Below are 23,800 nucleotides of genomic sequence, written 5' to 3' on the forward strand. Positions count from 1 at the left end.
CCTAAGTTACGAAGATTAACCTTATTAATTATGTTTCCATGCGTAACAACTTGTCAATAACTTTATTTTAATCCCCTGAGTTTTATATGGATATTTAAGCTGATAACCTTATATACAAATGAACGCTAACTATTATCAAAACCAGGTCAATCGCATCGAGAGCGATATCGCCGCACTGCACAAAAAAATTGCAGACGAAACCAAAAAGGAACTGGACAAAAACAAACAGATAAATTCAACTCAAAACTCGATCACCAAAAACACCAGTATCTCGACCTTACAAAGCAAGCAACGGCAGATACAAGGTTACATGAACGACATCCTTAGCTGTAAAAAAAAGATTGCCGACTATCAAAAACAGATTGCGACCAAGACCACTGAACTGGGAAGAAAGAAACAGGAACTCAGAAAAGCGGAGGAAAGCGCAATAAAAAAACAACAAAGGGAGCAATCAGATTTTCAGAAAAAGCTACAACAGGATTACCAACGCAAAAAAAATGCGATGGATAACCTTTTTAACCAAAATTACCTTAGCCAAGGGACCAACATAGCTCCAGATGAACAAGAAACCACTGAGAAGGAATACGATTTCTTTATCTCCCACGCCTCTGAGGACAAGGAAGCATTTGTTCGCATATTCGCCGACGGACTAAAGAATGAAGGATTTAACGTATGGTATGATGAATTCGAGTTGAAAATTGGAGATAGTCTTAGGAAAAAGATAGATCAGGGGCTTTCCAAATCAAAATATGGAATCGTTGTGATTTCTCCCGATTTTATGAAGAAAAACTGGACAGAATATGAATTCAATGGTATGATTGCTAGGGAAATGAACGGTCAAAAGGTAATCCTACCGATCTGGCACAAGGTCACCAAGGACGAAGTGCTTTCCTTTAGCCCTTCCCTTGCCGATAAAATGGCACTTAACACCAGCATCAACTCAATAGAAGAAATCATCGCCCACCTCAAAGACCTATCCAATGTTTAATAAACTTTTCAAGCAAGCCAAACCAACGAAACTGTCCCAATTCCTACAGGAGGTCTTCCATAACCAGAAAGACCCATTTTCAACCTTGGGCATCAATACCGAGAAGCTTCGAAAAGCTTCCTTTGAACAACTTCTGGATAATCCCGGAGACATCGCTGAGGGAGTTAATAAAGTCCAGATGGATTTCTCAAACACTTATTTTACTTATTTCGGTGACCTTGTCATCAAAACCTATGATGACGGAATGTCGAGATGGATGTTCTACGACAACATCACAGACGCCAACATTGTGATTAAGATTTTCAATGATATCAAAAAAGAACTAGGGGCAGGAATGATACATGATGAAAAATTTGCCACATTTAATCAATTAGACAAAATAAAAGCCTTATCAATGGGCAAATACAGTAGTAAAGGTGATGAAATCCTGCATTTATGGCAAAACTCAAAAACTACCGTAAAGTTGAACTACCAGCTTGAACCACTTCGACGACTAGTATTGTCATTCAATTTCTATCCAGAAAAAAAGAAAAGCACTACTGTCCGGAACAAGGGAACATTGATAGGAATGATGAAAAATGATCTTCGGCTCTTGATACTAGAGTCTGAAATCTGTGCCATACCTACTGAAGAAAAAGGTAGAATCAAATTCATAGACTATACCTACCGATTACAGCCCATAGAATTGAACATTTTTGATAGGGTAGATATTCGGCTATTTTCCGAAAGTAAATTTATGGACGAAGAGCATCATGCGAACATCACCTATTGGAGTACAAAATCAGTAGAGGTGGAAGACGTAATCTTATTGGTGGACCAACTTGCCAGAATTTATGGAACAGACAACCACAACGATAAAGAACTGAAGCCACACGAGGTAGAAATGATCGAAAACGGAGAATCATGGACTGGACGTACCTGGGATTTTAACAATAATCATCAGCTGATAGATTATCATGACGACAGCCAAAATTATCTCTACAACCTACGGCTTGACTTTCAGCCCGAAGACAGGGGATTGAAAGTCTCGGTCATTTTCTACCACAAGATGTTAGGGCATCATCTGGAACACTTTTGCTAACATCAACCAAAAAAGCGGCCAAATCGGCCGCTCTCTTTTTATCTGAGTTCCTTGGGCACATTAAAAACATCCAACAATAGGCCCGACACGCTCGGAAATATCTTTTCGAACATTTCCCGGTTACGCTCAGGAATATCCTCCACATCGGTAGCCAGCAGATAGATGACCAGTTCGGGCACCCCGAAATAATCACAGATCTTCTTCAGACTACCACTGTTAGGTTTCTTTACCCCAGATTCAATCTGAGATAGCGAAGTCTGTGTCATCCCTACCCTTTCGGCCAGTTCCGACTGGTTCAGCGACTGTTGTTTTCTTAGTTTCTTAATGGCTCTGCCTACATTCATCTTTTAACCTCCGTCCTGTCGGAACAACTGCATTACCAGCGTCGCCCCTTGGACCACCAGATTGGCAACTGCCGACCAATCCGTTTTATTCTCATACCGCTGCTCGGCAAGCGAAAGGATTTCTTTTGCTTCTACGATCAGCGTTTTCTGTTGCTTACTTAGTTTTTTATTTTCATGCTGCAATTCCTCCAATTTTGAACGCAGCTCCACGATATATTTGATGTCCATGATATTGTTTTAATTTTAAATAACCTGCTCGAGCGTTGTCTTGAAAGTTATTTACGGTATCATGTTCATCGTCCAAATTCTTAAAGAGCATCCTTACGATCGCACGGAAACAGGCCCTTTTGTCCCTGACCAAGCTTTCAAGCTTGCGCTCTTCCTGGCCAATCTGCCTCGAGATAGATCTTAACCTCTTGCTTAGACGGGAATAAAGTGCTGCCACTAGGGCCAGTACTTCCAGGAAGGTCAGCCTTTTTACTTCTAAGACTCCGCCTTGCTCCGATAACGGAATGTCGACGATGCTGTAGAAACCTTTATCCCAATCCCAAACCACCTGCTTGGTAAAAGGTCCAGTGTACTTATTCAGATAATCCCATAGCCTGCTAGTAAGTATTGTCGCATCTATCCAATCTGTGCCTTCACTGTAAGTTATTTTTTGTCTAGGCTTAAAATTATCGACAAAGCTGTTTTCCCACTCCCATAGCGTTGACTCTTGGAACTTTTTCAGTCCATCGATCTTAGATTTAGAAAAAAGAGAATTGCTCATTGATATAAATTATTACCCAAACTTAATAAAAATTATAGGTTAACACAAATTTTATATAAAAAATAAAAAAAAGCCACCGATAAATCGGTGGCCCTTTCCCAAATTAACTCAATATTATTTACTTTCCTTGTTCTTCAGCTCGGTCACTTCGTTACGGCCAGCAGAAGCCAAGTTCTTGATTTCCATATAGGCTTTTCTCAAACGTGTGCCGGCAGCCTTGTTACCTTTTGCATAAAAAGCGGTAGCATCTGCTTCAGTAGCAGCAATCAGTTCTTTCAATTTTTCAAATGAATTCATATTATTTTGATTTTTTAAAGTTCTAAAATATGGATTAACGACAGAAAGCACAAATTACACCGAAAGTCCCTGCTGTTGATCGGCCTTTTTATCCCTGCCCTTGCCTTTCTCATTTTCCGAAGAAAACACGTTCTGTTTCTGGAACTGTTCACGTTTTTCCATTTTTCCGTCCATCTTATAAAAATTGAAATTGCCGTACCTAGGCATTGCCTCGATACGCATCTGCTGCTCTACCCCCTCGGCATCTTTCACCGTCACTACAGGTCTGTGGCCATCTTTCAGCTGCGCAATCACCTCAGCCTCTTTTTTGGGATCGGCCAGCTCCTTGATATTATAGCCCGCCAGTTCTTTAAGAACATCCACACCGTAGTTCTCGCCATATTGTTTGACCTTAAAATTGCCATACTTGTCCTTTGCCTCGTTGAACTCAAAGGTGTTCCAAGCTTTATAGGCTTCACCCGTTCCTCTATTCACCAGGTCATCACGGAACACCGCTCGCCCCTGCATCAGGTTGATGCCCTGTTCTACATTGATCCCCTTGCCCCTATCCACATAAAAGGTATTGGTTCGGATGGTTCCATAATAGGCCATTTTGAAATCTTTCTCTACATAGTCCACTTTCACCGCATCACGGGTTGCCAGCGTAAACTTATCCGCCGCTGTCTTTCCTACCGCAAGTTCTTTTGCTCCTGGCGTAGTCTTGAAATACTCCATGGCCTCAGCTGCATTGACAAAAGATTTTACCGGAGTTTCACCCTTTTCGTTCTTCTCAGCTGAAAGCACAAAGTACTGCCTACCTGCTTCCAAAGGTTTGGCACTCGTCATCGAAAGCTCATATTTGTTCAGGTAATAGTATTCACTGGAACCCGACTGCTTGAAGTGCAGGGTCAGGTCCATCTGCCCCTTGTCTATCATTACAGCTGCACGCAGCTCGAATAGTGGCCTACCTCGGCCCATCTCTTTCTCCATTTCCTTAATCAGCGCCTCGTTAAATTTCAATACTTTCATCTCCGCTTGAAGATTTTCCAAATTTGTTTTATTGATATTCATCTCTAATAATTTAGAAACAGGCGTCATCACCTGTTTCGATCCATAAATATTTTCTAGTGCCTGTTGCAAGGTCACTTCCGAAGTAAGGTAATGACGTTTATAAAAAAGGCCATAATAATCGGGTATACGGCCTATTACTGGACTTTCCGAATCTGTTCCACCCAGATATTTGCTGAACAAGGTCTCTACAATATCATCCATACGGAACTGATACTCGGTGGTCAGCTCTTCATAATTCGTGGTAAACGTCGAAACAGCATCGACTACTCCCCACTTCTCCGCTGTCATTTCACCCGACCAATCCTGTTTAGCAAAACGTCCTTCCAGTTCGCGACTATCGATCCCATTATTGATAAAATGCGCCAGATCGACGGCTGGGTGTGGCTGGATCAGGTAATACATATGCCATACCATACCCTTACTGGGAGTATTCCAAATGTCAAATTCGGCGTATAGTCTTTTCTCAACTTGGTCAAATGAAATGTTCACCCTAAGGTAATGGCGATCACTTGTACCAAATTCCAACAACCTTTCTTTCAGAACATCATCTAACTGAAATCCAGTTGCCTCGATTTTGGCAATAATAGCCTCCGCAGTTTCCATCCTAGCGTTGCTCTATCCTCAATAGCACCGGATAACCGTTCTTTAGAGGCTGTCGGATACGCTTCAGTTTTTTGGTAAGCAATCCCCTCGCCGCATCGATACCCGCCCCTGCTAGCTGGGTGGTCAGGTCCATACCCATCATCCCAAAACTACCCATGGCATCCACCCCACCGCCACGAGCGGCATCTGCCAACATCGCCTCCGGTGCATTGACCCCAACCATGGCATCCTTCCTATCAAAAACAGTCAACCGAACAGGTATGATCGAATTGCCCATTCGTATATTCCTGATCTCCAGATTGAGCCTTTGGTTAGAAAAATTCCCAAGGGCATACACATTATAGCCCTTGGGAATAACATAGCCTCCAACAACCATGGTATCCAACAATTTCAGTTTCACTACCGAACCCTGAACCGCTTTTTGGTTACCATCGACCACTGCCGGAATAGCACCAAATACGCTATCTATGGACACCTTACCACCATGCTCTGTCTTATACTTTAGCCTGGCCAATTCAGGGTCACCAATTTCCTGGATACGTTCAAGTATCGTAGACAGCTGTTTCATCTCTACATCCTCCCCACTACCTTGCTGCATCCCCTGCATCAGGCGTTCCAACTTTTCCACCTCACGCCCTGAACCTAAATCCCTACCGCTAGACCTTGAACTTTCCGTCTTGGGCTCTTCATATCCCTTGGCCATCTCGGTGTTGAGCATAGCCAAACGTTCGTTGATGGCCACCACCTTTGGATCCTCCCCCAATCCGTCAAAGCCCAATCTTCGGGCCACTTCATCCATACCATTTTCTGGGCTATCGATTTCAAAACCAGATTTTTGCTGGCTATCATATACCGACATCTTCCCCTGCAACGTATCGGTGGCGAACTTTGCATCAGGTAACGATACGTTTAGTCCCGCACTCCCAGTGACTTTCTGAGTCTCCAACTTGCGGCCGCCACCCAGATAATAGAATGCCCCTGCCAGTATCGGCCATGCCAAAAGGGGCAATAGCAGCAACACTTTTCTCGCTTCAATCCTCTTTCTTTTCATGCTTCTTTTTTGTTTTTAATTATTGTTCAACCTTCTATTAATTCAATGCATCGATGACCAGATAGGCACAATAACCGCCCATCAGCAGGCACAGTAGTACCAGTAATACTAGCCAACTCCGTCTACCCCATCCGGCCGTCCTAACATTGAGATCATCCGCGATTTTGCGCTGTAATCTGCAAATGCGATCCGCCATCCGTTGCGCTAGCTTATCCTGTGAGCTGCTCAACTCCAGTTTTTTCCTTCTTCCAAATACCCTCATCGCAGCTCGGTTTGATGACCTACATCCTCATTGGAAATCGTCTCCCATTTTTGGATCAGAAAACCATGTGGATTATTGTCAGACCGGCTCACATTCCGTAGTTCGCCCTGTGTGACCAGCTTCCTAACAGCAGAAGAACTGGATCGCACCAGCTTCTGGGTAGCATAGCACCTGAAATTATAGGGATGCTCACTGATATCCAACCGAATACTATCTATGGCTATCTCTTGGGAGATATTGGCCGAAATGATATTGTTGTAAAAGCCGCGTTCCTTCAAGCTTTCATAGTTTTTCCTTGCCGTCTCATCGGCCAGATTCAGTGCTTTGGCCACATTAGCCTTGATCACCTTGTCATCGGGATCAAGCGTAAAGAACCAATGATGGAACGTGGAGATGTGGTCACGAGCCTCTACGGCTATATTGTCTTTTCGGGAAGCAGCTATGGCTTCCAATACCTTTCCACTGGAAAGGATGTAGACGGTTCCCTGCACCTGTTTGACCATCTGGAAACTGGTATAGACCGCAAAACCTGAGATCAGTATACAAGCTGCTACCAGAAATAGGCTAAAGCGCTTAATGTGCTGGAATGCGGTATCTATATTTTTTAATTGTGTCAACATAAGCTTTACTTTTCACCTCCAATCTTGTTCTTGAAATAATCATTACCGGCAGCTTCCGCCATACCCTGTCCCGTTTCCCTTTTGGTATCGCCAAATCTATCGGCTACCATCCCCGCACCAGATTTCAAAGCGCCAACAGTTGAACTTCCTCCCGATACAACCAGCGTATTCACCTTTTGCAGCATCGCATTCCCACCACCGGCATGTACGATATAATTGGCGACATTCGGTACGGTCAGATAGCCGACGATCCCGATACAGAGAAAAACGAGGTAGGCAAAATCACTTGGTGAAAAGAAGGTATCCCCCGCCTGACCAATCTGCGAGATATCAATTTTCAGCATCTGCTCCTGGATTTTGCCCAGGATGCTGCCGAAGATATTGGCCACCGGCAGCCACATGAAAATGTTCACATAGCGGGCGAGCCATACCGTCAGGGTGTGCTGGAAACCATCATAGACGGCAAAGCCGAACACCAACGGACCTAATATGGCCAGCACGATCAGATAGAAGGTACGGATGGTATTGATGCACAGCGAAGCGGCGGCAAACAGCACCTGCAGCACCTCCGACATCCATTGTTTGATCGAGTTTTTCATGTTATAGAAATTTCGATCCAACCAGAACTTCATGCTATTTCCAATCCCTTCAAACATTCCCTCCTTTTCCCTATTGGGATCATCTGGATGGGTGTACTTGTACCAACGATCCTGGTTGCCCGTCCCCGTTTCCCCAACATACATCTGCCAATGGGCAGAACGCTTAATAGCCTGCTCCTTCTGCTTCAATAAAGCCTCGATTGCCCGATTGCTATTCCTCACCATATTTCCTGTGGCAGAAGACACGGGCTGAAGCACCCCATTGATCACACCGATGACCATCGGGAACAACAGAATGGCCAATCCCAAAGCAAAGGGCCTCAATAGCGGATAAAAATCCACGGGCTCGGCGGCTGCCAAATGCTTCCATACCCTAGAAGCGATGTACCATAAAGCCCCAAATCCTGCCAGTCCACGAGCGGCACCGATCAGTCCCGAACACAGCGGCATCATTTCCGCATACACCCTATCCAAAACCGGCTGCAGGCCACTGATACTTCCGGCAACACCTCCCTCGGCATACGAAACAACGGGCAATACTATCCCTGTAACCACCAAAACGGCAGTCAAAAAAATCCTTTTCATAAAATCTGTAAATTAATTATCTCTGCCCGAAATATCCGGATACACCATTGACTTCAGCCTTCTCCTTCGCCCGCTGCAATCCAAGCAAATTTGTATCCCGATTGAACGACCTTAAAAACACGAGTTTGTCAGCCATATCAGCATGGATACGGTCGATGGCCTTCAGCCGTTCCTCATCGTTCATGTGCAGTTTGGAAGTAGTGATGACCATTAACAGCCGATCCAGGTTCTGCAGACTCTCCCGATTGAGCCTGCCATACACCTGCTCCAGATAGCCCAGATCGGAAGAGGAAAAAACGTTCGAAGCAGACAACCTCTTAAAAGCGGACCTATAGTCGGAAAGTATTGCTGATTGCAAACGAACAATATCGGCCACCTTATGGTATTTCCTGACCTCTGGCGAGACGATCATCAGCCCGTCCAAGAATACCTCATGTAGATTAAAATTGCCCTGCGCTATATTTTTGACTGTATTGTAGCCATTATGGAGTATGGTATACCCCTGCTTCATGTCCGAGAGTATATTTTTCATTTGGCTAAGCTTCTCGACATTCAATAGCAGTTGCTGCACTTCATTGCTCTGCGCACAGACCTTGATAGCAACACCGCCTAAAAGCATGACAAAAACGTACCAGAACTTTTTATTCATTGATTTCATAAAATCCTCCTAAGTGTTTAATCCCCTTACTTTCACCATCTATCTGTTTGGACAACTGCAGCACCTTTGCCGAAAAATCCTGTACAAAAGCCGATCTGTCCTGCATCCGCCGATAGATCCCCTCCAATCTTGTCAGCCTTTCACTATCGCCCATCTCCACTTTGCCCGAGGTCAAGACCAACAGCAGTTCGGCCAGATCGTCAAGGCACGCTTCCATCACGGCAGCTTTTACCGATCGCAGATAAGCTAATCGATCAGGCGGAAGTCCCTCCAAATCTAGCAGTCGTCCAAAGGAACGGACCATTCCGATTTCCATTGCTACAATGTCCGCGATACGTGCATCATTACGAATAGCAGGCGATACCTTTTTTAGTCCGGAAATAAAGAACTCATGCAATTTGAACTCGCCATCGGCAATATCCCTGACCATGCCCAATCCGTCACGGGCAATACCATAGCCTTTTTTGACATAGCCTGTGTACACCTGTAGGGCCGCAATCTGTTCCAACAAATACTTCTTTTGTGTATGCCGCTGTCGGAACCATTCGCCCCAGGTCTGGGCATTCGCCTGAAAACCGATACATCCAGAGAGAAACACCAACCAGAATAGCCAAATACTTTTACCTGATCTCATATACCAATTTTAAGGTCTTCACTTCCAGTTCCGATTTTGCCCTTTGGATGGAAAGGCTAATGTTCTGCTGGCCAAACTGGCGCAGATCGTTATAGTTCCCCTCCATCTTTTCCGCTGCCGCATCGATCAGCTCTAGGCGGGCGGCATCCGACATCTGCGTTTTGAAGGAATTCACCACTACAAAGATCTGGTCAAGATTTTTCAAGCTCTGCTCCAACATCCCGCCGTAAACGTCTTCGATGTGCCCGAGCTCATCAGGGGTAAAATGGCTGTCCCTCCTAAATTTTCCAATGGCCCATTTATATTCAGACAGGATATCGCCCTGCACACGGGCAAGCTCGCTGATGCGCTGATAGGTGGCAATGACCGATTTGACCTTGTGCAGTTCCTCATAATAGCCCGAGTACAGCTTGCGCTGCCTTTCCGTCCAATCCGAGATTTCGCCCAACTTGAATTTGGACAGTTCATTTTCGATCACCTTTTGGGCATTCTGTAGCCAGATGGTCTTGTTCTGCAGCCGCTGTACCTTCAGGTCTACCGCCCTGATCACTTTTTTGACCCCAGCCTTGATCACCTCGGCAATGGCGAGCTGGGCATTAGCCCCATCGGGCATCGTAAACAGGATCAGTGCCGCACTCAGCGGCAGCACGATCCTGTATGTTTTCAGTATACTCATATCTTCTCCTTATCACATTACTCCATTAATTAGTGCAAACGTTGATACACCGCTTTTTCCAAGACCAGCGCATCATCCAGCATCTTTAGTTCCCTGCCCTTGCTACGTTCCAACAGCAGCTTTCTCTCCTGATCGAATTGCAGTTTCCAGCTTTCCCTTTGGATCACGGGCTTTGCCTTTTTGCCCTGCTCGTCAATGATTACAATACCCGTACTGCGATAGATAAGGTAATCCAGCTCACCCACCTTTTCCACACGTAACGTATCGAAAGCCTCACTGAACTCGGAACTGGCAGCATTCACAAAGGTGCCTTCAAAGCTGGGCGCTGGCTTAGGATTACAGCCCGCCAAAACCATCATCCAAAGAAGTACCATTCCAGACCAAAGCGTTTTCCACTCGTTTTTCCTTACCGAAAAACTCGACCCTGTTAAAATTTCAATTGTTCCCATTTCGTTAACATTTAAAAGGTTTATAAATCTTCCTCGCCACTGGCAATCTTGGACGCCAGTGCGGCGACCCCACGGGCGAAGTCGCCGTACCTGGCGGCGTATGCCGCTACCTTCAGCTTCTCCTTCTCCTCTGTCGTATAGGTCAGGTATTCTGCAATACTCAGTTCCGTACGATAGACCTTGCTCATCTGGCCGCCCAAGGAAATAAATACCTCCTTGTAATTTAATTTGGGATCATTATTCCGGTTCATCGATAGCACCTGCGCCCGTTCCTTATCGGTCAGTCCCAATAGTTCCTGCACGGCATCGAACTTGTTCTGATACTTACGCTGGTCCAACAGGATCTTGCAATCGGCATTATTGATAATGGCCTGCTTGACAATCGGCGAGGAAATGATATCCTCGATCTCCTGGGTGACCACGACCGCCTCCCCAAAGAACTTACGCACCGTCTTGAACAAAAACCTCAGATAATCTGCCATCCCAGCTCCCGAAATCGCCTTCCAGGCCTCTTCGATACAGATCAGCTTGCGCACTCCCTTCAGTTTCCGCATCTTGGAAATAAAAAGTTCCATAATGATCAGCGTCACTACCGGAAACAGAATTGGATGTGACTTGATCGTATCAATCTCAAAGACGATGAAACGCTCGTGCAACAAATCCAGATTTTCCTGGGCATTCAACAGATAGTCGAACTCTCCTCCCTTGTAATAGGGGTTCAACACATAAAGGAAACTCTGGATATTGAAATCCCGCTCCTGTACCTTGCCATCCTTGAGTACCTCTAGGTATTCGTCCATCAAAAACTCATAAAAAGAGTTGAAACAGGGGAAGACCCCGGGGTTCTTTTCCAGATAGGCGTAGTACATCGTCAGGGCATTGGAAATGGCCACATATTCCGCCCTTGAATACGTCTCATCATCCTTTTTCCATAAAGCCAACAGCAAGGTCTTGATACTCTCCTTCTTCTCGGTATCCAACACATCTCCAGGCGAAAGATAGAATGGGTTGAACTGGATCGGACTTTCCTCCGAATAGGTGAAATAATAACCACCCACCAAATCACATAAACCTTTGTAACTATGGCCGACATCGACAATGACCACATGTGTTCCCTGTTCATAATAACTGCGCAGCATGTGGTTGGTAAAGAAACTTTTCCCCGAACCCGAAGGTCCGATAATGAACTTGTTCCTGTTGGTCGTCCAGCCCCTTCTCATCGGCTCGTCCGAGAGGTCCACATGTACCGGATAGCCGGCGCCTCGTTCCGCCAAACGCATCCCGAAGGGTGACAAAGATGACCTGTAGGAAGTTTCCATATTCAGAAAACAGCAGGCCTGCTCGGCAAAGGTATCGAAGGTATCGTTCATCGGAAAATCACCCGCATTTCCCGGAATGCCGGCAAACCAGATCTGCGCCGCCCCATCGGTCTCCTGCTTACAGACCGCATCCATGGCGGACATGGACGAGGCCACCTTGTTCTTCAGTTCGGATGCCTCTACCTCATTATCCGCCCAGCACAACACATTGAAATGTGCCTTGATCGGCAGCTTCTGGGTAGCGATCGCCTCGTTCAGAAAATCATTTACCGCATCCCGACTAATGGCATTTTCCCTAGAATAGCCAGACAAGGATTGCAAGCGTAGTTTTCTAGCTTCCAGCTTTTTCAAAGTCAGCGCTGAATCCTCCACAAACAAGAATTGCGAGTAGATATGGTTACAATCCAGAAATCCGCCCAATGGAGAGGCAAAGCCAATCGAATACTTGCTCTTATCCGTAGAATACCTGTCATAATTGATCCTTTGCCCACAGTAAGCTGGTAGCTCCTGCACATCCGAAAGCGTATAGAGTTCCACTGGCTGATCTCCCACTCGGATACCTCCCGCCACATGCACATCGCTGATCATCGGTTGTTGCGACCTGCCCAACAGGAACAGGTAACGCTCAATGATCCCTGCGGAATTGGCCGTCCCGCAAAGCTCATCATCGGTCAATCGAAGCATTTCCATTAGTCCACTATCCAGCAGTATCCTTTCAAACTGGCCGCAGGCCGAAAGGAAAGTGGAAAACAACCGTTCATCTGCCACCCGAACCGGTGCCACGGATTTGCGCAATATCCCCGAATAGGACGAACTCGAATTTCTCCGCCCGATAGGCTTCTGCGTCAAAAAGATATAGCATTCGTGGGACAGGAAAGGCCTTTCGTTGAAATGTTGTTCCGATGCCCTCGACAATACGCTAGAAATACCCGACCCAGCAGCCACATCACCACTAAAATCTGCCTTCACTTTCGAGCGCAAGAACCAGTCCATCTTGTGCACAATACTGCCCGCAGGCAATACCCTAACGGCACGGACAAAAGCCTGATGAAAGGCATCGAACTGTTCGCCAGACAACGTACCCGTTTCCGGCAGCATCACCTTAAAGCCGATAGTCAAGTCTCCCTGCATAGATACCATTGCATTGCTTTCCACCTTCCAGATCGGCATGATATTATTGATATCAATCATGCGCCCTCCTTCTTACCAAGGCATTGTCAGAAGGAAATCGGCGAAGACCTGTAAACACCCTTCGCGAGCGGAACACCAAATAGTTGGGCAATCCACGTCTGGCCAGAAACTTCTCCATCCCGTGCACACCAAAGCGTTTCGACATCCATCCCACCGACCAGAACAAAAATGCACCCAGTCCCAGGACTAATGGCAACAACACATACACCGATAGTCCCGAAACATAGCCCACTGCAAAACCCACCAACAGTAGCACTAATCCAATGGCCAACCATGCGATGTACTGCCCCTGCAAACCCTGAAAAACCATAGGCCTGTTCACCCCCTTATTGATCTGAAATATTGCGCTCATAAACAATCCTAAAAAATTAACACCTTACAGATCTGGCACCAAGTGCAGACCAGAATAAAAACTAAATACCAAAGAATGACTTCAGCACCGTGGCCACGATGACCAAAAACACACAGGAACCGAACCAGGCCGCCGCCACCTTATTGGTATCGGGCTCCCCCGAATTCCATTTCGAAAACACTTTCACCGCACCAATCAGTCCTAGCACTGCACCGATGGCATACATCAGGTTACAGCCCGCATCAAAATAGCTCCTGACCTGACTGGTGGCCTGATTGATCCCTGATGCGCCATCCTGTGCCATGGCCACTGCGGTCCAAAACAGCTGTAGTATGCCTAACCATACTGCCATTACTTTAAAACAGCCTCTCTTTTTTTCTTTCATTTTCAACTCCCCTTGATTTGATTTTTCCCAATTGCGGTAATTACCGCTGAACAAAGCGTAAGAAAATCTTCTCCAAGAAACCATCGAAATACCCAAAGCGACTAAAGCCAGAGCCCATCCAGTTCTTCTTCACTGATAAAAAACGGCAGCTGCTCACGGATAAAATCCTCCAATGGCAACCTGGCAGCAAGCGATACAGGATAACTGGCCAGCACCCCTGCCAATACCGAAAGAAACTCTTCCTTTTTAGCCAGGTTACTTTCCAGCTCACGACAGGAAACCTTGATCTGCTCCTGCACATCTGCCACTACCCCCAATTGTTCCACTTGGTCTGGTTCCGAAAAACCAAAATCATTGGATGAGACTACCTTTTCCCCTTCTGCCAGAACAGGCTTACCCAGCAGTTCCTCTTCCACCAGGGCCGACCTTTCCTCTTCATCATACCGATTTGCATCCCCAACAACAACAGGTTTCTTCCTAAAGAAAAACAGCCACACCAGTCCATACCATAGCACACTCAACAGCACCGCTACCAACAGGAAATCCTGCCACGAAAAATTCTGAAACAACATAAACTAAGATTTAGATTCCACTGGCTCCATTGCCAATGGAAGACAGGGACAAAATTCCAAAACCCTGAAAATCCTTTGTCACTAGTAGAGAAAAATAAATAATGGAAAGTGTCCTGAAATCGTAAATAAGCGGAAAATAAAACCCAACAAACCTTGAAGTGCTAGGTTAGGCCTCACTCTTATCAATATATTCCGTCAACATTTCCTGCAACAAACGAATAAAATGGAGTTTTTCCATCCGTTTGCGTCGCTTGATTTCACGGAGACGATTAGCGGGAATACCAATCTCTAAGCCAAAGGAACTTTCCAACCAACGGAAGATCTCCCCCAGTCCAGCTTTGCCCCCACCAATCTGGCCTGAAACATATAGTGCATAGCCGAGTTCCACCAGATTGATCACCTCCCCAGTCCATTCCATCACCTTTCCGCCACCTATGACAGGACTGCCAGCCGGAATTACCAAACGCGTCCCCTGATCGAGCTGATCTATTTCCGCAAGGATCAGTTCCTGCAGACGCTCATAGGCGATAAACTTGGCAAACATATAATCTCCAGAAGTACAAAAGGAAGCATCCAATTCGGGCACCTCCAATATGAACACTGGAGCTACTTCGACGCCCCGAACAAAAAGCAGTTCGTCCAATTCGGTCATACCAGAGCGGAAATATTGGTAATGAAAGGCATGTTGTGAAAAAAAGCGATAGATGAAACGCAGTTCCTCGGTAAAATATTCACGCTGCTGTTGCGCCGTCCCCTTGGGCCTACCATTCATCAGCGTGTACCATCCGGCCACATAGATCTTCATGGCATAGTATTCAGGCTTTTCAAACTTAAAAAAATAAATCTCCTCCATCTGATCACTAAAGCCTACGTCGAGACGCTCCAACCTAGCATAATCCAAGAATGTTGCCACTAGCGGCATGGCCTGATTAAAGCGCTGCATCAAGGACAAGGCCTCATTGGCTAACAAGGATTCCACTTCCGAATGCATTTCCCGGAAGGCGACCTTTAACGTTTTTCTTCTCATGTGATTAAAGTAATTAAGTAAATCCCCGGGGCACCTGTTGACTGGCTGATTACTTACACACCACGGGAAAATGGGTAGCATTTTATTCATACGCATTCATCTTGTTAAAATCTAGAATGAGGGAATTAATGAATTATCAAGGCGGAGCCCAGCGAATCAAATCCCCAGGAAAAGCTCAGCAACAAGCTGCTGACAAATAATTTATGATCACCTATTGATCGGAACCAATCCGTCCAGCGCAAAGATTTGTTGCTGGAGAAAGGAAACCATCTTTTCTGAAGCTATGAAGCGTGTAAAAAGATGATCTCCATTGGTGCAGAAATCTCGGTGACTTGCTTCAGTGGAAGCAATTAGCCTTCGGTCGTTGGTAAAACATTCACGGAGAAACAAAAGCTCGTCGAGTGCCGAATCATCCTGCCTATAGTATCGATAATAGAAACCGTAATTACAGAAAAAGCGTTCGATACGCCTTATCTCGTTGAAAAAGTAATCAAAAGAGGTTTGGTAATCTCCACCTACGCACCAGGTCTCAATTCGATAGCGTTCAACGGCATACAATTTCCAGCATTCAAATTGGGGCTTGATCTTTTTAAAAAAGAGGATTTCATCCGCGGCATTATCAAATTGATTAGCACCTACCAACTTTCGCAAGTGTTTCAATGCAGACTCTGCAGCTGCTATCGTCTGCACAAATTTTTCAAAGGGCCCAAAATCTTCAAAGGCTATCCTTCCTAGTTCACCTTCAAGACCTTTCAGCCCATCCCTTATTGCATCTAACATCATAGAGAAAACTAAATATAACATCCCTAGCCCGTTGACTGGCATTAACTCATACTCAGGATGTTGAAACGTAACATTTATCCATAAGCCAATTCATTGGTTAGCAGACACAAATTTCTTTCAAGTTTTTAAAAAACCCTTTGACAATTGTTAAAATAATTCCAGTGATAAATACGGCTCCAACGCGCACAATACATAAAGTTTTGAAAACTGCTGTGATAATTCTCACAAAACGTGTCGATTTCAGCACTAAATGCAAAACGTTAGCACTACTCCCAAAAAAAGGGAGCAAATGTCCCAAAATGACCTCAGAAAAAACATCCTAAATAATTCGACGTTACCAAAATATAATCAAATCACGCACAAGCAATATATTATGGAAACCCATGAAACTGAAACGACATCCCTGCTACAAATGTTGGGGAGTGTTGTGCCCACCTCTGCTGAATATCAACAACGACTGGCTGATCAGCTACTGACAGAGAGCTTACCTGCAAAATCCCACCTGACCCGGGCTGGCGAAATCTGCCGCAGGTTATATTTCATAGAATCGGGAATCGTACGATCCTATCATATTGACGATTATGGAAATGAATGTACGAACTGGTTCATGGGAGAAGGAGATCTGGCATGCGCCGCAACCAGCTTCTTCGAGCAGAAACCCTCTCTGGAAAACATCGAATTGTTACAGGATAGCGTGCTTGTTTCCATCACTTGGAACCAGTTGAACGCTCTTTATGCTGATTTCAACGAAGCTAACCTCATCGGAAGAGTGATGGCCGAAAAATATCTGGTCATCATCGCAGCAATCAATATGCAACGAAATACACCAAAGATCATGAGCAGATATGCCAACCTGCTCAGACAACATCCAAATATAGAACAATTGACTACGCAAGGAAATATCGCTTCGTACTTGGGAATCACCAGGGAAACGTTATCCCGATTGAAGGCAGAGCTAATCCGCAACAAATAAGTTTGATTACCTAAAAATACCGTTTAGCCGTTCAACTCCTCTTTCTCCTCATCAAACCATTTTCTGAATTCTGGTGAACGTCTACGAGAAACGATCATCTCATACTCGAAGTCGAAATGAAGCTTCAACAAAATCCGCTTTCCAGAAATGTTTTCCAGATCGGCAATAGCCAAGCGATGGATGACCCAATGTCTTTGTCCGCTATAATAATCTTCGTCTCCCAATCTTTCAATAGAGGTTTTGACCGGCTCCATCCAAACCATTTGCTTGCCCAGAAAATCATAGGCTAACACCCCTGCCTCAGTGGCATAAACCAGGGCGGGCAATTCGGGCTCGGATACAACTATCATCCTCGGCTCCACCTTTTTAGGGATCAGGCGTTTCACCGTATGTTTCACTACCGGATTTTTATTCATGTAGTAAATCACGTAACAGAGGTTAATGATCAAAATAAAAAGGACGATAGGGCCAAACAGCTTCCTAAAAAAAGCAGTCTCTGGCAACCATAGTCCATGCATTCCGAACAGGGCAGCAGCTAGCAGCAGTTCCAAGACAATAACCACTACAAAACCATAAGTAAATTGGTCCATTGCCCACTTTTTCGTCAAGCCCTTTCCACGATGTTTCCGGGAGAGCTTATAACTTACCGCGTAAACAGCTAACTGAAGGAACAAGGCAATCGTCGCACTATATCCTACCGACCGATAATAGGCAGGCATCTTCCATAATTGAGCTAAGGTCTCCTTCCGCCCATGCGTAACAATAAAGTGTCCTGCCAGTAGCGAAATTATAGTTATCAATAACAGATTGATCAGAAAAAATTTGGTACAAATATGTTTGAGGATTCTCTTCAGCATAGAGCAAAGCGTTAGGTGAACAATGGCTGAATAAAACTAAGATAGCAAAAATTTCCGAAACTGACCACTCAGCAAAATTTATGGGTACCACTCAGCAAATGTCCCAACGAAAAGCTTTTAACTTAAGAAAAGCGCCACTATCTTGCTAAAAACAACAAATGGTCTCATTTAAAACTTTGAAAAAATGCAAAAACAACCTTTTGATGAAACTGGTCTTCAGTCCCTCCTACAAGCGCTTTACGCACTAACTGACCAACAACTTAACGAAGAAGCGGCAGCGCTTAAACTTCAACCAAAGCTATGGATCAACGGACATTTCGAACTGACCTCCGAGCAGCTGGACTATCTCGATCAGATGCCAGCTCCCATTTCCCACTTTCTCGGCGAACAGGGCAGTTTTGCCATTGGTAACCGATTACCAATAGTGTTGCACAAAGAAGGTGATACCCCCGGAGACGAAGACAAACTCTTTAAACCAAAGAGCAACTTGACTATAGAAACCGATAGCCAAGGGCACATCTCCGTAGGAGGAAGCATGTCCATAGACATCACGTACTTAAATTCCTAATCTTAAAAATGATCGATATCAAGCAAATCATAGATGCATTGGCTCCGATCTCTAGCTGCCAAACGGACACAAAAATTTTGTTTGGCAGCTGCTTTACCCTACAAAAAATCAAAAAGGGACAATTGGTCCCTCAAGAGAGAAAAAAGAGAATGCTCTATTTTCTGTCGCAGGGCCTGCTGCATAAATACTATCAGGCATCTGTAGAACCCCTATCTTCCATTGAACCCAGTCCAGCAACACCAGTAGAGCAGTCCAGCAACACCATCAGGTTCTATGAATCGGGTTCCTTCTTCCAAAGACACCCCATCGATGACAACAAATTCTCACCCTATCATCTCTGTGCCCTCAGCGACAGTACCATCTACCAGTGTAACTACGAAAACATTATCGAGCTCTATCAAACCGATCACAGCATTGCCGAACTCTTCTTGCACCTACAGGATAACTGGACCAAAAGACTAACTGATGAAATTATCCTACAGCATCAGGAACCAGCGTTGCTCCGCTACCAAAAATTTAGGGAACGGCAACAAAGTGCCAACCAGATACCCATGAAATTTATCGCCAGCTACCTACACATCAGCAGAAAACACCTTGGAAGGTTAAACCGGCAATTGTTAAAAACTAAGTAGTCGTATGGAATTCAAAACAAAGAACATCAATGAATTGCTCGCGATATTGGCAAGTAATGTACCTCTAACAAGCAAATTTGAAAAATCGCTTGCCCGGGCTTTGGATCTACAAATCGTCCGTGCAAAAAAGGAATTGATCATCCTTTCTAAAGACATCCATTATGCCTGGTACAGTGTTGACTGCTGGATAGCAGAATATCGCACACTTACCACAGGAAAAGAGGAAGTCTATGCCATTTACGGACCCAAACAAATCTTTACGGACATAGACAGTTTTCTAAAAGAAACGGCCTCTAATCACAAATTCATGATCATCAGTGGCTCGAGACTGTTAAGTATTGAGCGAAACAATTTTCACATCCTACGTAAATTTAGGGAAACGGCCCTTCTATTAGAGCATTACATGCTAAAGCAATGGGAATTGGACAAATGGCATTCGGAACTGATGACCTATTCTGACTATCAGAAGGTAAACCATTATGCACAAAAATATCCTATCAATGACCTACCTGCCAAGGTCAGCTCCTCTTTCCTTCGAATGACACCTTCCCGTTTCAGCGGCGCCAGACTGCAGTTCAACAAGAACAAGTAACTCAAAACCAATGCATTATTATCCTTTCGGATATTTTTTAAACGAAAAATGCTACGGAACTTTGGGTAACTAAAACATAATCAAATAGAAAGGAGGTCAGTGACAACGATCAGACACTAAAGAAATTGGGCCAAGCGCCCAAGGTGACCGACACCACCCAATCGAAGAACCAAAAATAGAAATAGAACCATGAACAGCACCAGTATTTCAAGCAAACAGCCACTTTTACAAAGATACCAGATCAAGCAGATCCTGATATACGGCATCAAGGCCCTATGTATATTTCTCCTAATCTATACTGCAAAGGAAAAGATAGTTGACCACGAGAGATTTCTCAGAGGCTTACAGAGAATTCAATTTCTGAACGACCGTGCCCTTACCATCAGTTGGCTGGTACCCATCAGTGAACTGGCCATTGCATTAATACTGATCATCCCACAAACCCAAAAATTAGGATTATATCTCTTCACGATCATGATGAGTATATTCACGCTACACATCTCGTCGATGTTACTTTGGGCAGAAAACAAACCCTGCCATTGCGGGGGAGCAATAGAAACGCTCACTTGGGGACAGCATCTGGTGTTCAACATCGGTTTTATCTTGATTTCCATCTTCGGAATCTACCTCCACAAAAACAGCAACCGAAAGCCGTAAAAATTAAAAAACTTAAAGAATTAAGAAATGAAAAATTTAAAAAATTTAGCATTTGGACTGCTAGTTGCAGTTCTTGCTATCTCAACACAAGCGTTCAAAAACAGTGAAACTGAACCGACAGCAAAATTTGTAAATCACTATTATGGATGGAATGGTACAGAATATCAGTTGATAGGGACTACATACGACTCGGAAAGATGTATTTCTGGAGACGAACTGTGTGTAAAAATCCTAGATACAGATACTCCTCCAGCGACGATTTCGCAACAAGATGCAGAAAACCTTCCTTCGCCAATGAACACGCCTGAAGATAGCCAATACAGATTTGATTAATGTTATAGTATTTGAACTGGCTGGTCACTAACCAGCCAGTTTATTATTTTGACAAATGTTGCTCAATAATGTCTATAAAATTTGCCCGAGATGCTTCATCTATCGGCACCACAGGTGTCGAAGTTACTATTAAACCATGTTTATCAATAATGATCAACCTAGGATAGGCAGTAATGTTGTAGTGTCTAAGGATAGGAGATTTCATTCCCCCCAAGAAAAGATTAATTGTGCCCTGATGCGTGTAGTTTCCCTCTTTGACTGCATTCTTCCATTTTGCCTGATTTTGATCTACATTAGCTGTGATGAATACAACGTCCCGCCCCTTTAGCCCATGACCAATCTTTTTCATTTGTTTTGCCAATTCCAAACAAGGAATGCAGCCTACAAACCAGAAATCGATCACCACGATTTTTCCCTTGAAATCATCTAATCTATTTATCCTACCTGAAGTATCTGGATAAGCGAAGTCATAGGCCCTTTTACCTTTACTGAAGGATGAATCAAAATGCTTAAATATTGCAGCATATTGTCTATCATCCACTACAGGGGTCGTCTCCTTAAAATCCTGTAAAACTTCTTCATTATAACTATAAAAATGTGTAAGCATCAGCATTTTGAGATGATAGGAAATCCGGGGTTCAAACTTGCTAGTAATATTTTCAAGAAGTTTACGTGCCAGTTGTTTACCATTAACACTTAACTCTGTAGTAAATTTTTCTTTTTGATATAAATAATCCATCAGGTAGGGCGCAACAATATCCTGTGTAGAAATATATTTAGCATCCCCAGCTTCCAACCAAGCTAAAACATCTTTAGTTTGAAATGACTTGTCGTCTTTTCTGAATTTCAACCTGAATCGAAGTAGCCGAAGTATGTCCCAGTTTCTGAGTCCATAGCACTGGTCCCTCAGATAAGCGAGCTCATCCGTTGAGATCAGCTTTTTGTTGTCGTCTAATAAATCTAATTGTCTAAGGTAGATATCGTTCCTTGCAACGATATATTCTTCAAAAGGAACTGTGGAATCTATAGGCGTTTCCATTAAATGAAAAAGTTGAGCCTGCAAGTTCATCTTTGCCGAACCATCCCCAGTAAACCTAACAAAATCTTTAAAAATTTCACATTGTAATCTATCACCTTCAGCTATCAAATATGTATACCTATACTTGAAGAATGATTGAGACCTTCCCGACTTACGATAGGAAATATTTAGGTAAGCAAATCTGGAGGGCAATTTGATCTTCCAGCTATCTTTGCTTTCATATCCCAATGACATTTTAATTGTTTGGGCATTAATAATAAAATCGAAATTAGAAAAAAACTCATGAACAGTAAGCTGCACAAAATCTTTTAATGCAGTGGCGTTCAAATCATGGTTAGTTACGGATATCTCGAACCCATTTTTTCCAGGTATAGTCGGAATGGACGAGCATCCAGCATATATTGGAATGGCAATTAATATTGCCATTATGGATGTTTTAAGCAATTTCATATTGTTTACTAATTAGATTTTAGCGATTATTCTGTATGATTCCACTCATAGCGATTTCGTTGTCTGGAATTGGAAATACATATCGTAAGTCATTAGCAGGCAATGTATAAGTAGCCTGCCCTATCTGTCTTGATAGCATTATATTTCGGCTTTCCATATTCAAACGCTTTAAGTCAGACCATCTAATCCCCCTCCAAACGAGTTCTTTCCAGCGTTCTTTTAGAATCATGTCAAGCGCATTCTCTGCACTGCTCGCTGTGGAAGACGTGTAACTTCCCTTTAAATATCGATTGATCAACAATCTATCTAAAAATTGTAATGATAAATCCTTTTCCCCCCGCCTCGCTAGGCATTCGGCTTTTATCAAGTATATTTCGTCACATGCCAATCCTGTGAATGCATAAAAACCACCTCCAGCATATCCTCGCTTTACATTATATCTTCCCTGGGAATTTACCAGATAAAATATGGATTTACGGAGATCATTCGCAGCGTATTCTTGAATTAAAATAGGGTTAACTTCAATCGCTGGCAGATTATCGTAGGATGTCAACGAGGAATAATTGACAATCTGGGAAGAATGATATATTATTTCGGCAGTATTATATGAAAATGGCGTTGACGATGTTCTGCTTATAGAATTGTAGTCAACAATTTTATCATGATATTTAAGTGAACTGTCGGCAGACCTCTCAGCCATATCGTAATCTCTTATATAGATACCAATTCTCGCTTTTAGCGCATATGCCGCTGCCTTAGACGGTCTGTTACGGTTATTTTCTGGAACCTTCGCCTCAAGAAGGCCTACAGCTTCATCAACGTCCAAAATAATTTGTTCCAAGGTCTCTTTAAGTGATGATCTTTGCAAAGTCTCATCCACGTTTGGACCAAGTCTTAATGGCACACCAAGGACAACATCTGCTGTTGACTTTTGAAACCCGCTAGAAAAGTTTCGCATAAGGTCGAAATAAGTATAAGCCCTGTCAAAAAGTGCCCAACCTTTTGTTTTTTTTCCATCCGAAAGTAAATCTAGCTGTAGATCATTTAATGTTTTCAGCACATTATTACAATAGAAGATCTGGGCATATAACTTATTCCAATCCGCATTAACTTCTCCCTCATAAATATCTTTTGCCCATATGTAGGCATTACGCTCTGTGACAGAAGGGAGCGCCAGATAGTTTTGCTCAGAAACTATCTTGTATTCATCCGCCGAAATCTGTGGCAGAGCCGCTGTCTTGTTCATGATATTCGTGTTCTCCAAAAGTGCATTTAGTTCCTGTATGGAAGTTGGGGACAGAATGCTCGAGGATGGTTTTTTTTCCAGAAAATCTTTCTTACAACCCCCCACTGAAAGCATCGTCAAAACCACAAGTAGGTATTCAGTTATTTTTTTCATCATTA

General features: G+C 43.9%; 29 protein-coding genes. 8 read left to right on the forward strand and 21 right to left on the reverse strand.

Features of this window, described 5'->3' with window-relative positions:
• Positions 1 to 118 precede the first annotated feature (118 nt).
• A complete protein-coding gene (locus CRO54_RS06280) occupies positions 119 to 988 on the forward strand; it encodes a toll/interleukin-1 receptor domain-containing protein (RefSeq protein ID WP_097130058.1) in 870 nt (289 codons plus the stop codon).
• Positions 981 to 2,069, forward strand: a complete 1,089-nt coding sequence (locus tag CRO54_RS06285; protein ID WP_097130060.1) for a hypothetical protein — start codon at positions 981 to 983, stop codon at positions 2,067 to 2,069. The genes CRO54_RS06280 and CRO54_RS06285 overlap by 8 nt, the downstream gene beginning before the upstream one ends.
• Positions 2,070 to 2,107: 38 nt before the next feature.
• Here the strand turns inward: CRO54_RS06285 and CRO54_RS06290 are convergent, their stop codons facing one another.
• The 18 genes from CRO54_RS06290 to CRO54_RS06380 form a co-directional block, all read right to left on the reverse strand.
• Positions 2,108 to 2,413, reverse strand: a complete 306-nt coding sequence (locus CRO54_RS06290) for a helix-turn-helix domain-containing protein (protein ID WP_097130062.1) — start codon at positions 2,411 to 2,413, stop codon at positions 2,108 to 2,110.
• A gap of 3 nt (positions 2,414 to 2,416) precedes the next feature.
• On the reverse strand, positions 2,417 to 2,641 hold the full coding sequence (locus CRO54_RS06295) for a hypothetical protein (protein WP_138765767.1): 225 nt from the start codon (positions 2,639 to 2,641) through the stop codon (positions 2,417 to 2,419).
• Positions 2,586 to 3,182, reverse strand: a complete 597-nt coding sequence (locus CRO54_RS06300) for a hypothetical protein (RefSeq protein WP_097130067.1) — start codon at positions 3,180 to 3,182, stop codon at positions 2,586 to 2,588. The genes CRO54_RS06295 and CRO54_RS06300 overlap by 56 nt, the downstream gene beginning before the upstream one ends.
• A gap of 114 nt (positions 3,183 to 3,296) precedes the next feature.
• Positions 3,297 to 3,479, reverse strand: coding sequence for a histone H1 (locus tag CRO54_RS06305; protein WP_097130069.1), 183 nt, complete (start codon positions 3,477 to 3,479; stop codon positions 3,297 to 3,299).
• 54 nt (positions 3,480 to 3,533) lie between these two features.
• Positions 3,534 to 5,132, reverse strand: coding sequence for a hypothetical protein (locus CRO54_RS06310; RefSeq protein ID WP_097130070.1), 1,599 nt, complete (start codon positions 5,130 to 5,132; stop codon positions 3,534 to 3,536).
• A gap of 1 nt (position 5,133) precedes the next feature.
• Complete coding sequence (gene traM, locus CRO54_RS06315; RefSeq protein WP_097130071.1) at positions 5,134 to 6,183, reverse strand: conjugative transposon protein TraM; 1,050 nt, start codon at positions 6,181 to 6,183, stop codon at positions 5,134 to 5,136.
• A gap of 258 nt (positions 6,184 to 6,441) precedes the next feature.
• Complete coding sequence (gene traK, locus CRO54_RS06325; RefSeq protein WP_097130076.1) at positions 6,442 to 7,065, reverse strand: conjugative transposon protein TraK; 624 nt, start codon at positions 7,063 to 7,065, stop codon at positions 6,442 to 6,444.
• A gap of 5 nt (positions 7,066 to 7,070) precedes the next feature.
• Positions 7,071 to 8,249, reverse strand: a complete 1,179-nt coding sequence (traJ, locus tag CRO54_RS06330; protein WP_097130078.1) for a conjugative transposon protein TraJ — start codon at positions 8,247 to 8,249, stop codon at positions 7,071 to 7,073.
• 16 nt (positions 8,250 to 8,265) lie between these two features.
• Positions 8,266 to 8,868, reverse strand: a complete 603-nt coding sequence (locus CRO54_RS06335) for a TerB family tellurite resistance protein (RefSeq protein ID WP_476704030.1) — start codon at positions 8,866 to 8,868, stop codon at positions 8,266 to 8,268.
• Between the two features lie 22 nt (positions 8,869 to 8,890).
• Entirely contained in the window at positions 8,891 to 9,541 is a 651-nt protein-coding gene (locus CRO54_RS06340; RefSeq protein WP_097130081.1) for a hypothetical protein, read from the reverse strand.
• The gene (locus CRO54_RS06345) at positions 9,528 to 10,217 is read right to left on the reverse strand and encodes a conjugal transfer protein TraI (protein ID WP_097130083.1); all 690 of its coding nucleotides are present in this window, start codon (positions 10,215 to 10,217) and stop codon (positions 9,528 to 9,530) included. The genes CRO54_RS06340 and CRO54_RS06345 overlap by 14 nt, the downstream gene beginning before the upstream one ends.
• A gap of 29 nt (positions 10,218 to 10,246) precedes the next feature.
• A complete protein-coding gene (locus CRO54_RS06350; protein WP_097130085.1) occupies positions 10,247 to 10,666 on the reverse strand; it encodes a hypothetical protein in 420 nt (139 codons plus the stop codon).
• 20 nt (positions 10,667 to 10,686) lie between these two features.
• Positions 10,687 to 13,176: a TraG family conjugative transposon ATPase gene (locus CRO54_RS06355; protein ID WP_097130087.1), complete on the reverse strand. Its 2,490-nt coding sequence runs from the start codon at positions 13,174 to 13,176 to the stop codon at positions 10,687 to 10,689.
• Positions 13,169 to 13,528 (reverse strand): DUF4133 domain-containing protein, encoded by a 360-nt coding sequence (locus CRO54_RS06360; protein WP_097130089.1) that lies wholly within the window; start codon positions 13,526 to 13,528, stop codon positions 13,169 to 13,171. The genes CRO54_RS06355 and CRO54_RS06360 overlap by 8 nt, the downstream gene beginning before the upstream one ends.
• Before the next feature lie 61 nt (positions 13,529 to 13,589).
• A complete protein-coding gene (locus CRO54_RS06365; RefSeq protein WP_205943976.1) occupies positions 13,590 to 13,880 on the reverse strand; it encodes a DUF4134 domain-containing protein in 291 nt (96 codons plus the stop codon).
• Between the two features lie 134 nt (positions 13,881 to 14,014).
• On the reverse strand, positions 14,015 to 14,485 hold the full coding sequence (locus CRO54_RS06370; RefSeq protein WP_097130091.1) for a hypothetical protein: 471 nt from the start codon (positions 14,483 to 14,485) through the stop codon (positions 14,015 to 14,017).
• 166 nt (positions 14,486 to 14,651) lie between these two features.
• Positions 14,652 to 15,512: an RteC domain-containing protein gene (locus CRO54_RS06375; RefSeq protein WP_171047844.1), complete on the reverse strand. Its 861-nt coding sequence runs from the start codon at positions 15,510 to 15,512 to the stop codon at positions 14,652 to 14,654.
• Positions 15,513 to 15,719: 207 nt separating this feature from the next.
• The gene (locus CRO54_RS06380) at positions 15,720 to 16,292 is read right to left on the reverse strand and encodes an RteC domain-containing protein (RefSeq protein WP_179747338.1); all 573 of its coding nucleotides are present in this window, start codon (positions 16,290 to 16,292) and stop codon (positions 15,720 to 15,722) included.
• Positions 16,293 to 16,584: 292 nt separating this feature from the next.
• Between CRO54_RS06380 and CRO54_RS06385 the strand changes: the two genes are divergently transcribed.
• The gene (locus CRO54_RS06385) at positions 16,585 to 17,268 is read left to right on the forward strand and encodes a Crp/Fnr family transcriptional regulator (protein ID WP_171047846.1); all 684 of its coding nucleotides are present in this window, start codon (positions 16,585 to 16,587) and stop codon (positions 17,266 to 17,268) included.
• Between the two features lie 23 nt (positions 17,269 to 17,291).
• Here CRO54_RS06385 and CRO54_RS06390 read toward each other — a convergent pair whose 3' ends face one another.
• The gene (locus CRO54_RS06390; RefSeq protein WP_097130098.1) at positions 17,292 to 18,125 is read right to left on the reverse strand and encodes a hypothetical protein; all 834 of its coding nucleotides are present in this window, start codon (positions 18,123 to 18,125) and stop codon (positions 17,292 to 17,294) included.
• A 184-nt stretch (positions 18,126 to 18,309) separates the two neighbouring features.
• Here CRO54_RS06390 and CRO54_RS06395 point away from each other — a divergent pair, with 184 nt between their 5' ends.
• From CRO54_RS06395 to CRO54_RS06415, 5 genes are all read left to right on the forward strand, one after another.
• On the forward strand, positions 18,310 to 18,693 hold the full coding sequence (locus CRO54_RS06395; protein ID WP_097130100.1) for a hypothetical protein: 384 nt from the start codon (positions 18,310 to 18,312) through the stop codon (positions 18,691 to 18,693).
• Positions 18,694 to 18,701: 8 nt separating this feature from the next.
• Entirely contained in the window at positions 18,702 to 19,325 is a 624-nt protein-coding gene (locus CRO54_RS06400) for a Crp/Fnr family transcriptional regulator (protein ID WP_097130102.1), read from the forward strand.
• A 100-nt stretch (positions 19,326 to 19,425) separates the two neighbouring features.
• Positions 19,426 to 19,917, forward strand: a complete 492-nt coding sequence (locus tag CRO54_RS06405; RefSeq protein WP_144371958.1) for a cyclic nucleotide-binding domain-containing protein — start codon at positions 19,426 to 19,428, stop codon at positions 19,915 to 19,917.
• A gap of 189 nt (positions 19,918 to 20,106) precedes the next feature.
• On the forward strand, positions 20,107 to 20,574 hold the full coding sequence (locus CRO54_RS21700) for a MauE/DoxX family redox-associated membrane protein (protein ID WP_420812675.1): 468 nt from the start codon (positions 20,107 to 20,109) through the stop codon (positions 20,572 to 20,574).
• Positions 20,575 to 20,601: 27 nt separating this feature from the next.
• Positions 20,602 to 20,907 (forward strand): hypothetical protein, encoded by a 306-nt coding sequence (locus CRO54_RS06415; RefSeq protein WP_097130108.1) that lies wholly within the window; start codon positions 20,602 to 20,604, stop codon positions 20,905 to 20,907.
• A gap of 43 nt (positions 20,908 to 20,950) precedes the next feature.
• Here the strand turns inward: CRO54_RS06415 and CRO54_RS06420 are convergent, their stop codons facing one another.
• Both CRO54_RS06420 and CRO54_RS06425 read right to left on the reverse strand, forming a co-directional pair.
• A complete protein-coding gene (locus CRO54_RS06420) occupies positions 20,951 to 22,372 on the reverse strand; it encodes a TlpA family protein disulfide reductase (protein WP_171047847.1) in 1,422 nt (473 codons plus the stop codon).
• A 43-nt stretch (positions 22,373 to 22,415) separates the two neighbouring features.
• Positions 22,416 to 23,795, reverse strand: coding sequence for a RagB/SusD family nutrient uptake outer membrane protein (locus CRO54_RS06425; RefSeq protein ID WP_179747339.1), 1,380 nt, complete (start codon positions 23,793 to 23,795; stop codon positions 22,416 to 22,418).
• Between the last annotated feature and the right edge of the window lie 5 nt (positions 23,796 to 23,800).

It is taken from the genome of Pedobacter xixiisoli (genome assembly GCF_900215335.1).
In the GTDB taxonomy this organism is placed as follows: domain Bacteria; phylum Bacteroidota; class Bacteroidia; order Sphingobacteriales; family Sphingobacteriaceae; genus Pedobacter; species Pedobacter xixiisoli.

What these genes read in the sequence shown, in the direction of transcription:
- CRO54_RS06385 (WP_171047846.1), top strand. Translation starts at nt 16,585, where the DNA reads ATGTCCCAAAATGACCTCAGAAAAAACATCCTAAATAATTCGACGTTA.
- CRO54_RS06300 (WP_097130067.1), bottom strand. Translation starts at nt 3,182, where the DNA reads ATGAGCAATTCTCTTTTTTCTAAATCTAAGATCGATGGACTGAAAAAG.
- CRO54_RS06310 (WP_097130070.1), bottom strand. Translation starts at nt 5,132, where the DNA reads ATGGAAACTGCGGAGGCTATTATTGCCAAAATCGAGGCAACTGGATTT.
- CRO54_RS06340 (WP_097130081.1), bottom strand. Translation starts at nt 9,541, where the DNA reads ATGAGATCAGGTAAAAGTATTTGGCTATTCTGGTTGGTGTTTCTCTCT.
- CRO54_RS06280 (WP_097130058.1), top strand. Translation starts at nt 119, where the DNA reads ATGAACGCTAACTATTATCAAAACCAGGTCAATCGCATCGAGAGCGAT.
- CRO54_RS06400 (WP_097130102.1), top strand. Translation starts at nt 18,702, where the DNA reads ATGATCGATATCAAGCAAATCATAGATGCATTGGCTCCGATCTCTAGC.
- traM (WP_097130071.1), bottom strand. Translation starts at nt 6,183, where the DNA reads ATGAAAAGAAAGAGGATTGAAGCGAGAAAAGTGTTGCTGCTATTGCCC.
- CRO54_RS06375 (WP_171047844.1), bottom strand. Translation starts at nt 15,512, where the DNA reads ATGAGAAGAAAAACGTTAAAGGTCGCCTTCCGGGAAATGCATTCGGAA.
- CRO54_RS06415 (WP_097130108.1), top strand. Translation starts at nt 20,602, where the DNA reads ATGAAAAATTTAAAAAATTTAGCATTTGGACTGCTAGTTGCAGTTCTT.
- CRO54_RS06365 (WP_205943976.1), bottom strand. Translation starts at nt 13,880, where the DNA reads ATGGCAGTATGGTTAGGCATACTACAGCTGTTTTGGACCGCAGTGGCC.
- CRO54_RS06345 (WP_097130083.1), bottom strand. Translation starts at nt 10,217, where the DNA reads ATGAGTATACTGAAAACATACAGGATCGTGCTGCCGCTGAGTGCGGCA.
- CRO54_RS06370 (WP_097130091.1), bottom strand. Translation starts at nt 14,485, where the DNA reads ATGTTGTTTCAGAATTTTTCGTGGCAGGATTTCCTGTTGGTAGCGGTG.
- CRO54_RS06395 (WP_097130100.1), top strand. Translation starts at nt 18,310, where the DNA reads ATGCAAAAACAACCTTTTGATGAAACTGGTCTTCAGTCCCTCCTACAA.
- CRO54_RS06350 (WP_097130085.1), bottom strand. Translation starts at nt 10,666, where the DNA reads ATGGGAACAATTGAAATTTTAACAGGGTCGAGTTTTTCGGTAAGGAAA.
- CRO54_RS06360 (WP_097130089.1), bottom strand. Translation starts at nt 13,528, where the DNA reads ATGAGCGCAATATTTCAGATCAATAAGGGGGTGAACAGGCCTATGGTT.
- CRO54_RS06285 (WP_097130060.1), top strand. Translation starts at nt 981, where the DNA reads ATGTTTAATAAACTTTTCAAGCAAGCCAAACCAACGAAACTGTCCCAA.
- CRO54_RS06335 (WP_476704030.1), bottom strand. Translation starts at nt 8,868, where the DNA reads ATGCTTTTAGGCGGTGTTGCTATCAAGGTCTGTGCGCAGAGCAATGAA.
- CRO54_RS06290 (WP_097130062.1), bottom strand. Translation starts at nt 2,413, where the DNA reads ATGAATGTAGGCAGAGCCATTAAGAAACTAAGAAAACAACAGTCGCTG.
- CRO54_RS06295 (WP_138765767.1), bottom strand. Translation starts at nt 2,641, where the DNA reads ATGGACATCAAATATATCGTGGAGCTGCGTTCAAAATTGGAGGAATTG.
- CRO54_RS06390 (WP_097130098.1), bottom strand. Translation starts at nt 18,125, where the DNA reads ATGCTGAAGAGAATCCTCAAACATATTTGTACCAAATTTTTTCTGATC.
- CRO54_RS06425 (WP_179747339.1), bottom strand. Translation starts at nt 23,795, where the DNA reads ATGAAAAAAATAACTGAATACCTACTTGTGGTTTTGACGATGCTTTCA.
- CRO54_RS06305 (WP_097130069.1), bottom strand. Translation starts at nt 3,479, where the DNA reads ATGAATTCATTTGAAAAATTGAAAGAACTGATTGCTGCTACTGAAGCA.
- CRO54_RS06380 (WP_179747338.1), bottom strand. Translation starts at nt 16,292, where the DNA reads ATGTTAGATGCAATAAGGGATGGGCTGAAAGGTCTTGAAGGTGAACTA.
- CRO54_RS06355 (WP_097130087.1), bottom strand. Translation starts at nt 13,176, where the DNA reads ATGATTGATATCAATAATATCATGCCGATCTGGAAGGTGGAAAGCAAT.
- CRO54_RS21700 (WP_420812675.1), top strand. Translation starts at nt 20,107, where the DNA reads ATGAACAGCACCAGTATTTCAAGCAAACAGCCACTTTTACAAAGATAC.
- traJ (WP_097130078.1), bottom strand. Translation starts at nt 8,249, where the DNA reads ATGAAAAGGATTTTTTTGACTGCCGTTTTGGTGGTTACAGGGATAGTA.
- traK (WP_097130076.1), bottom strand. Translation starts at nt 7,065, where the DNA reads ATGTTGACACAATTAAAAAATATAGATACCGCATTCCAGCACATTAAG.
- CRO54_RS06420 (WP_171047847.1), bottom strand. Translation starts at nt 22,372, where the DNA reads ATGGCAATATTAATTGCCATTCCAATATATGCTGGATGCTCGTCCATT.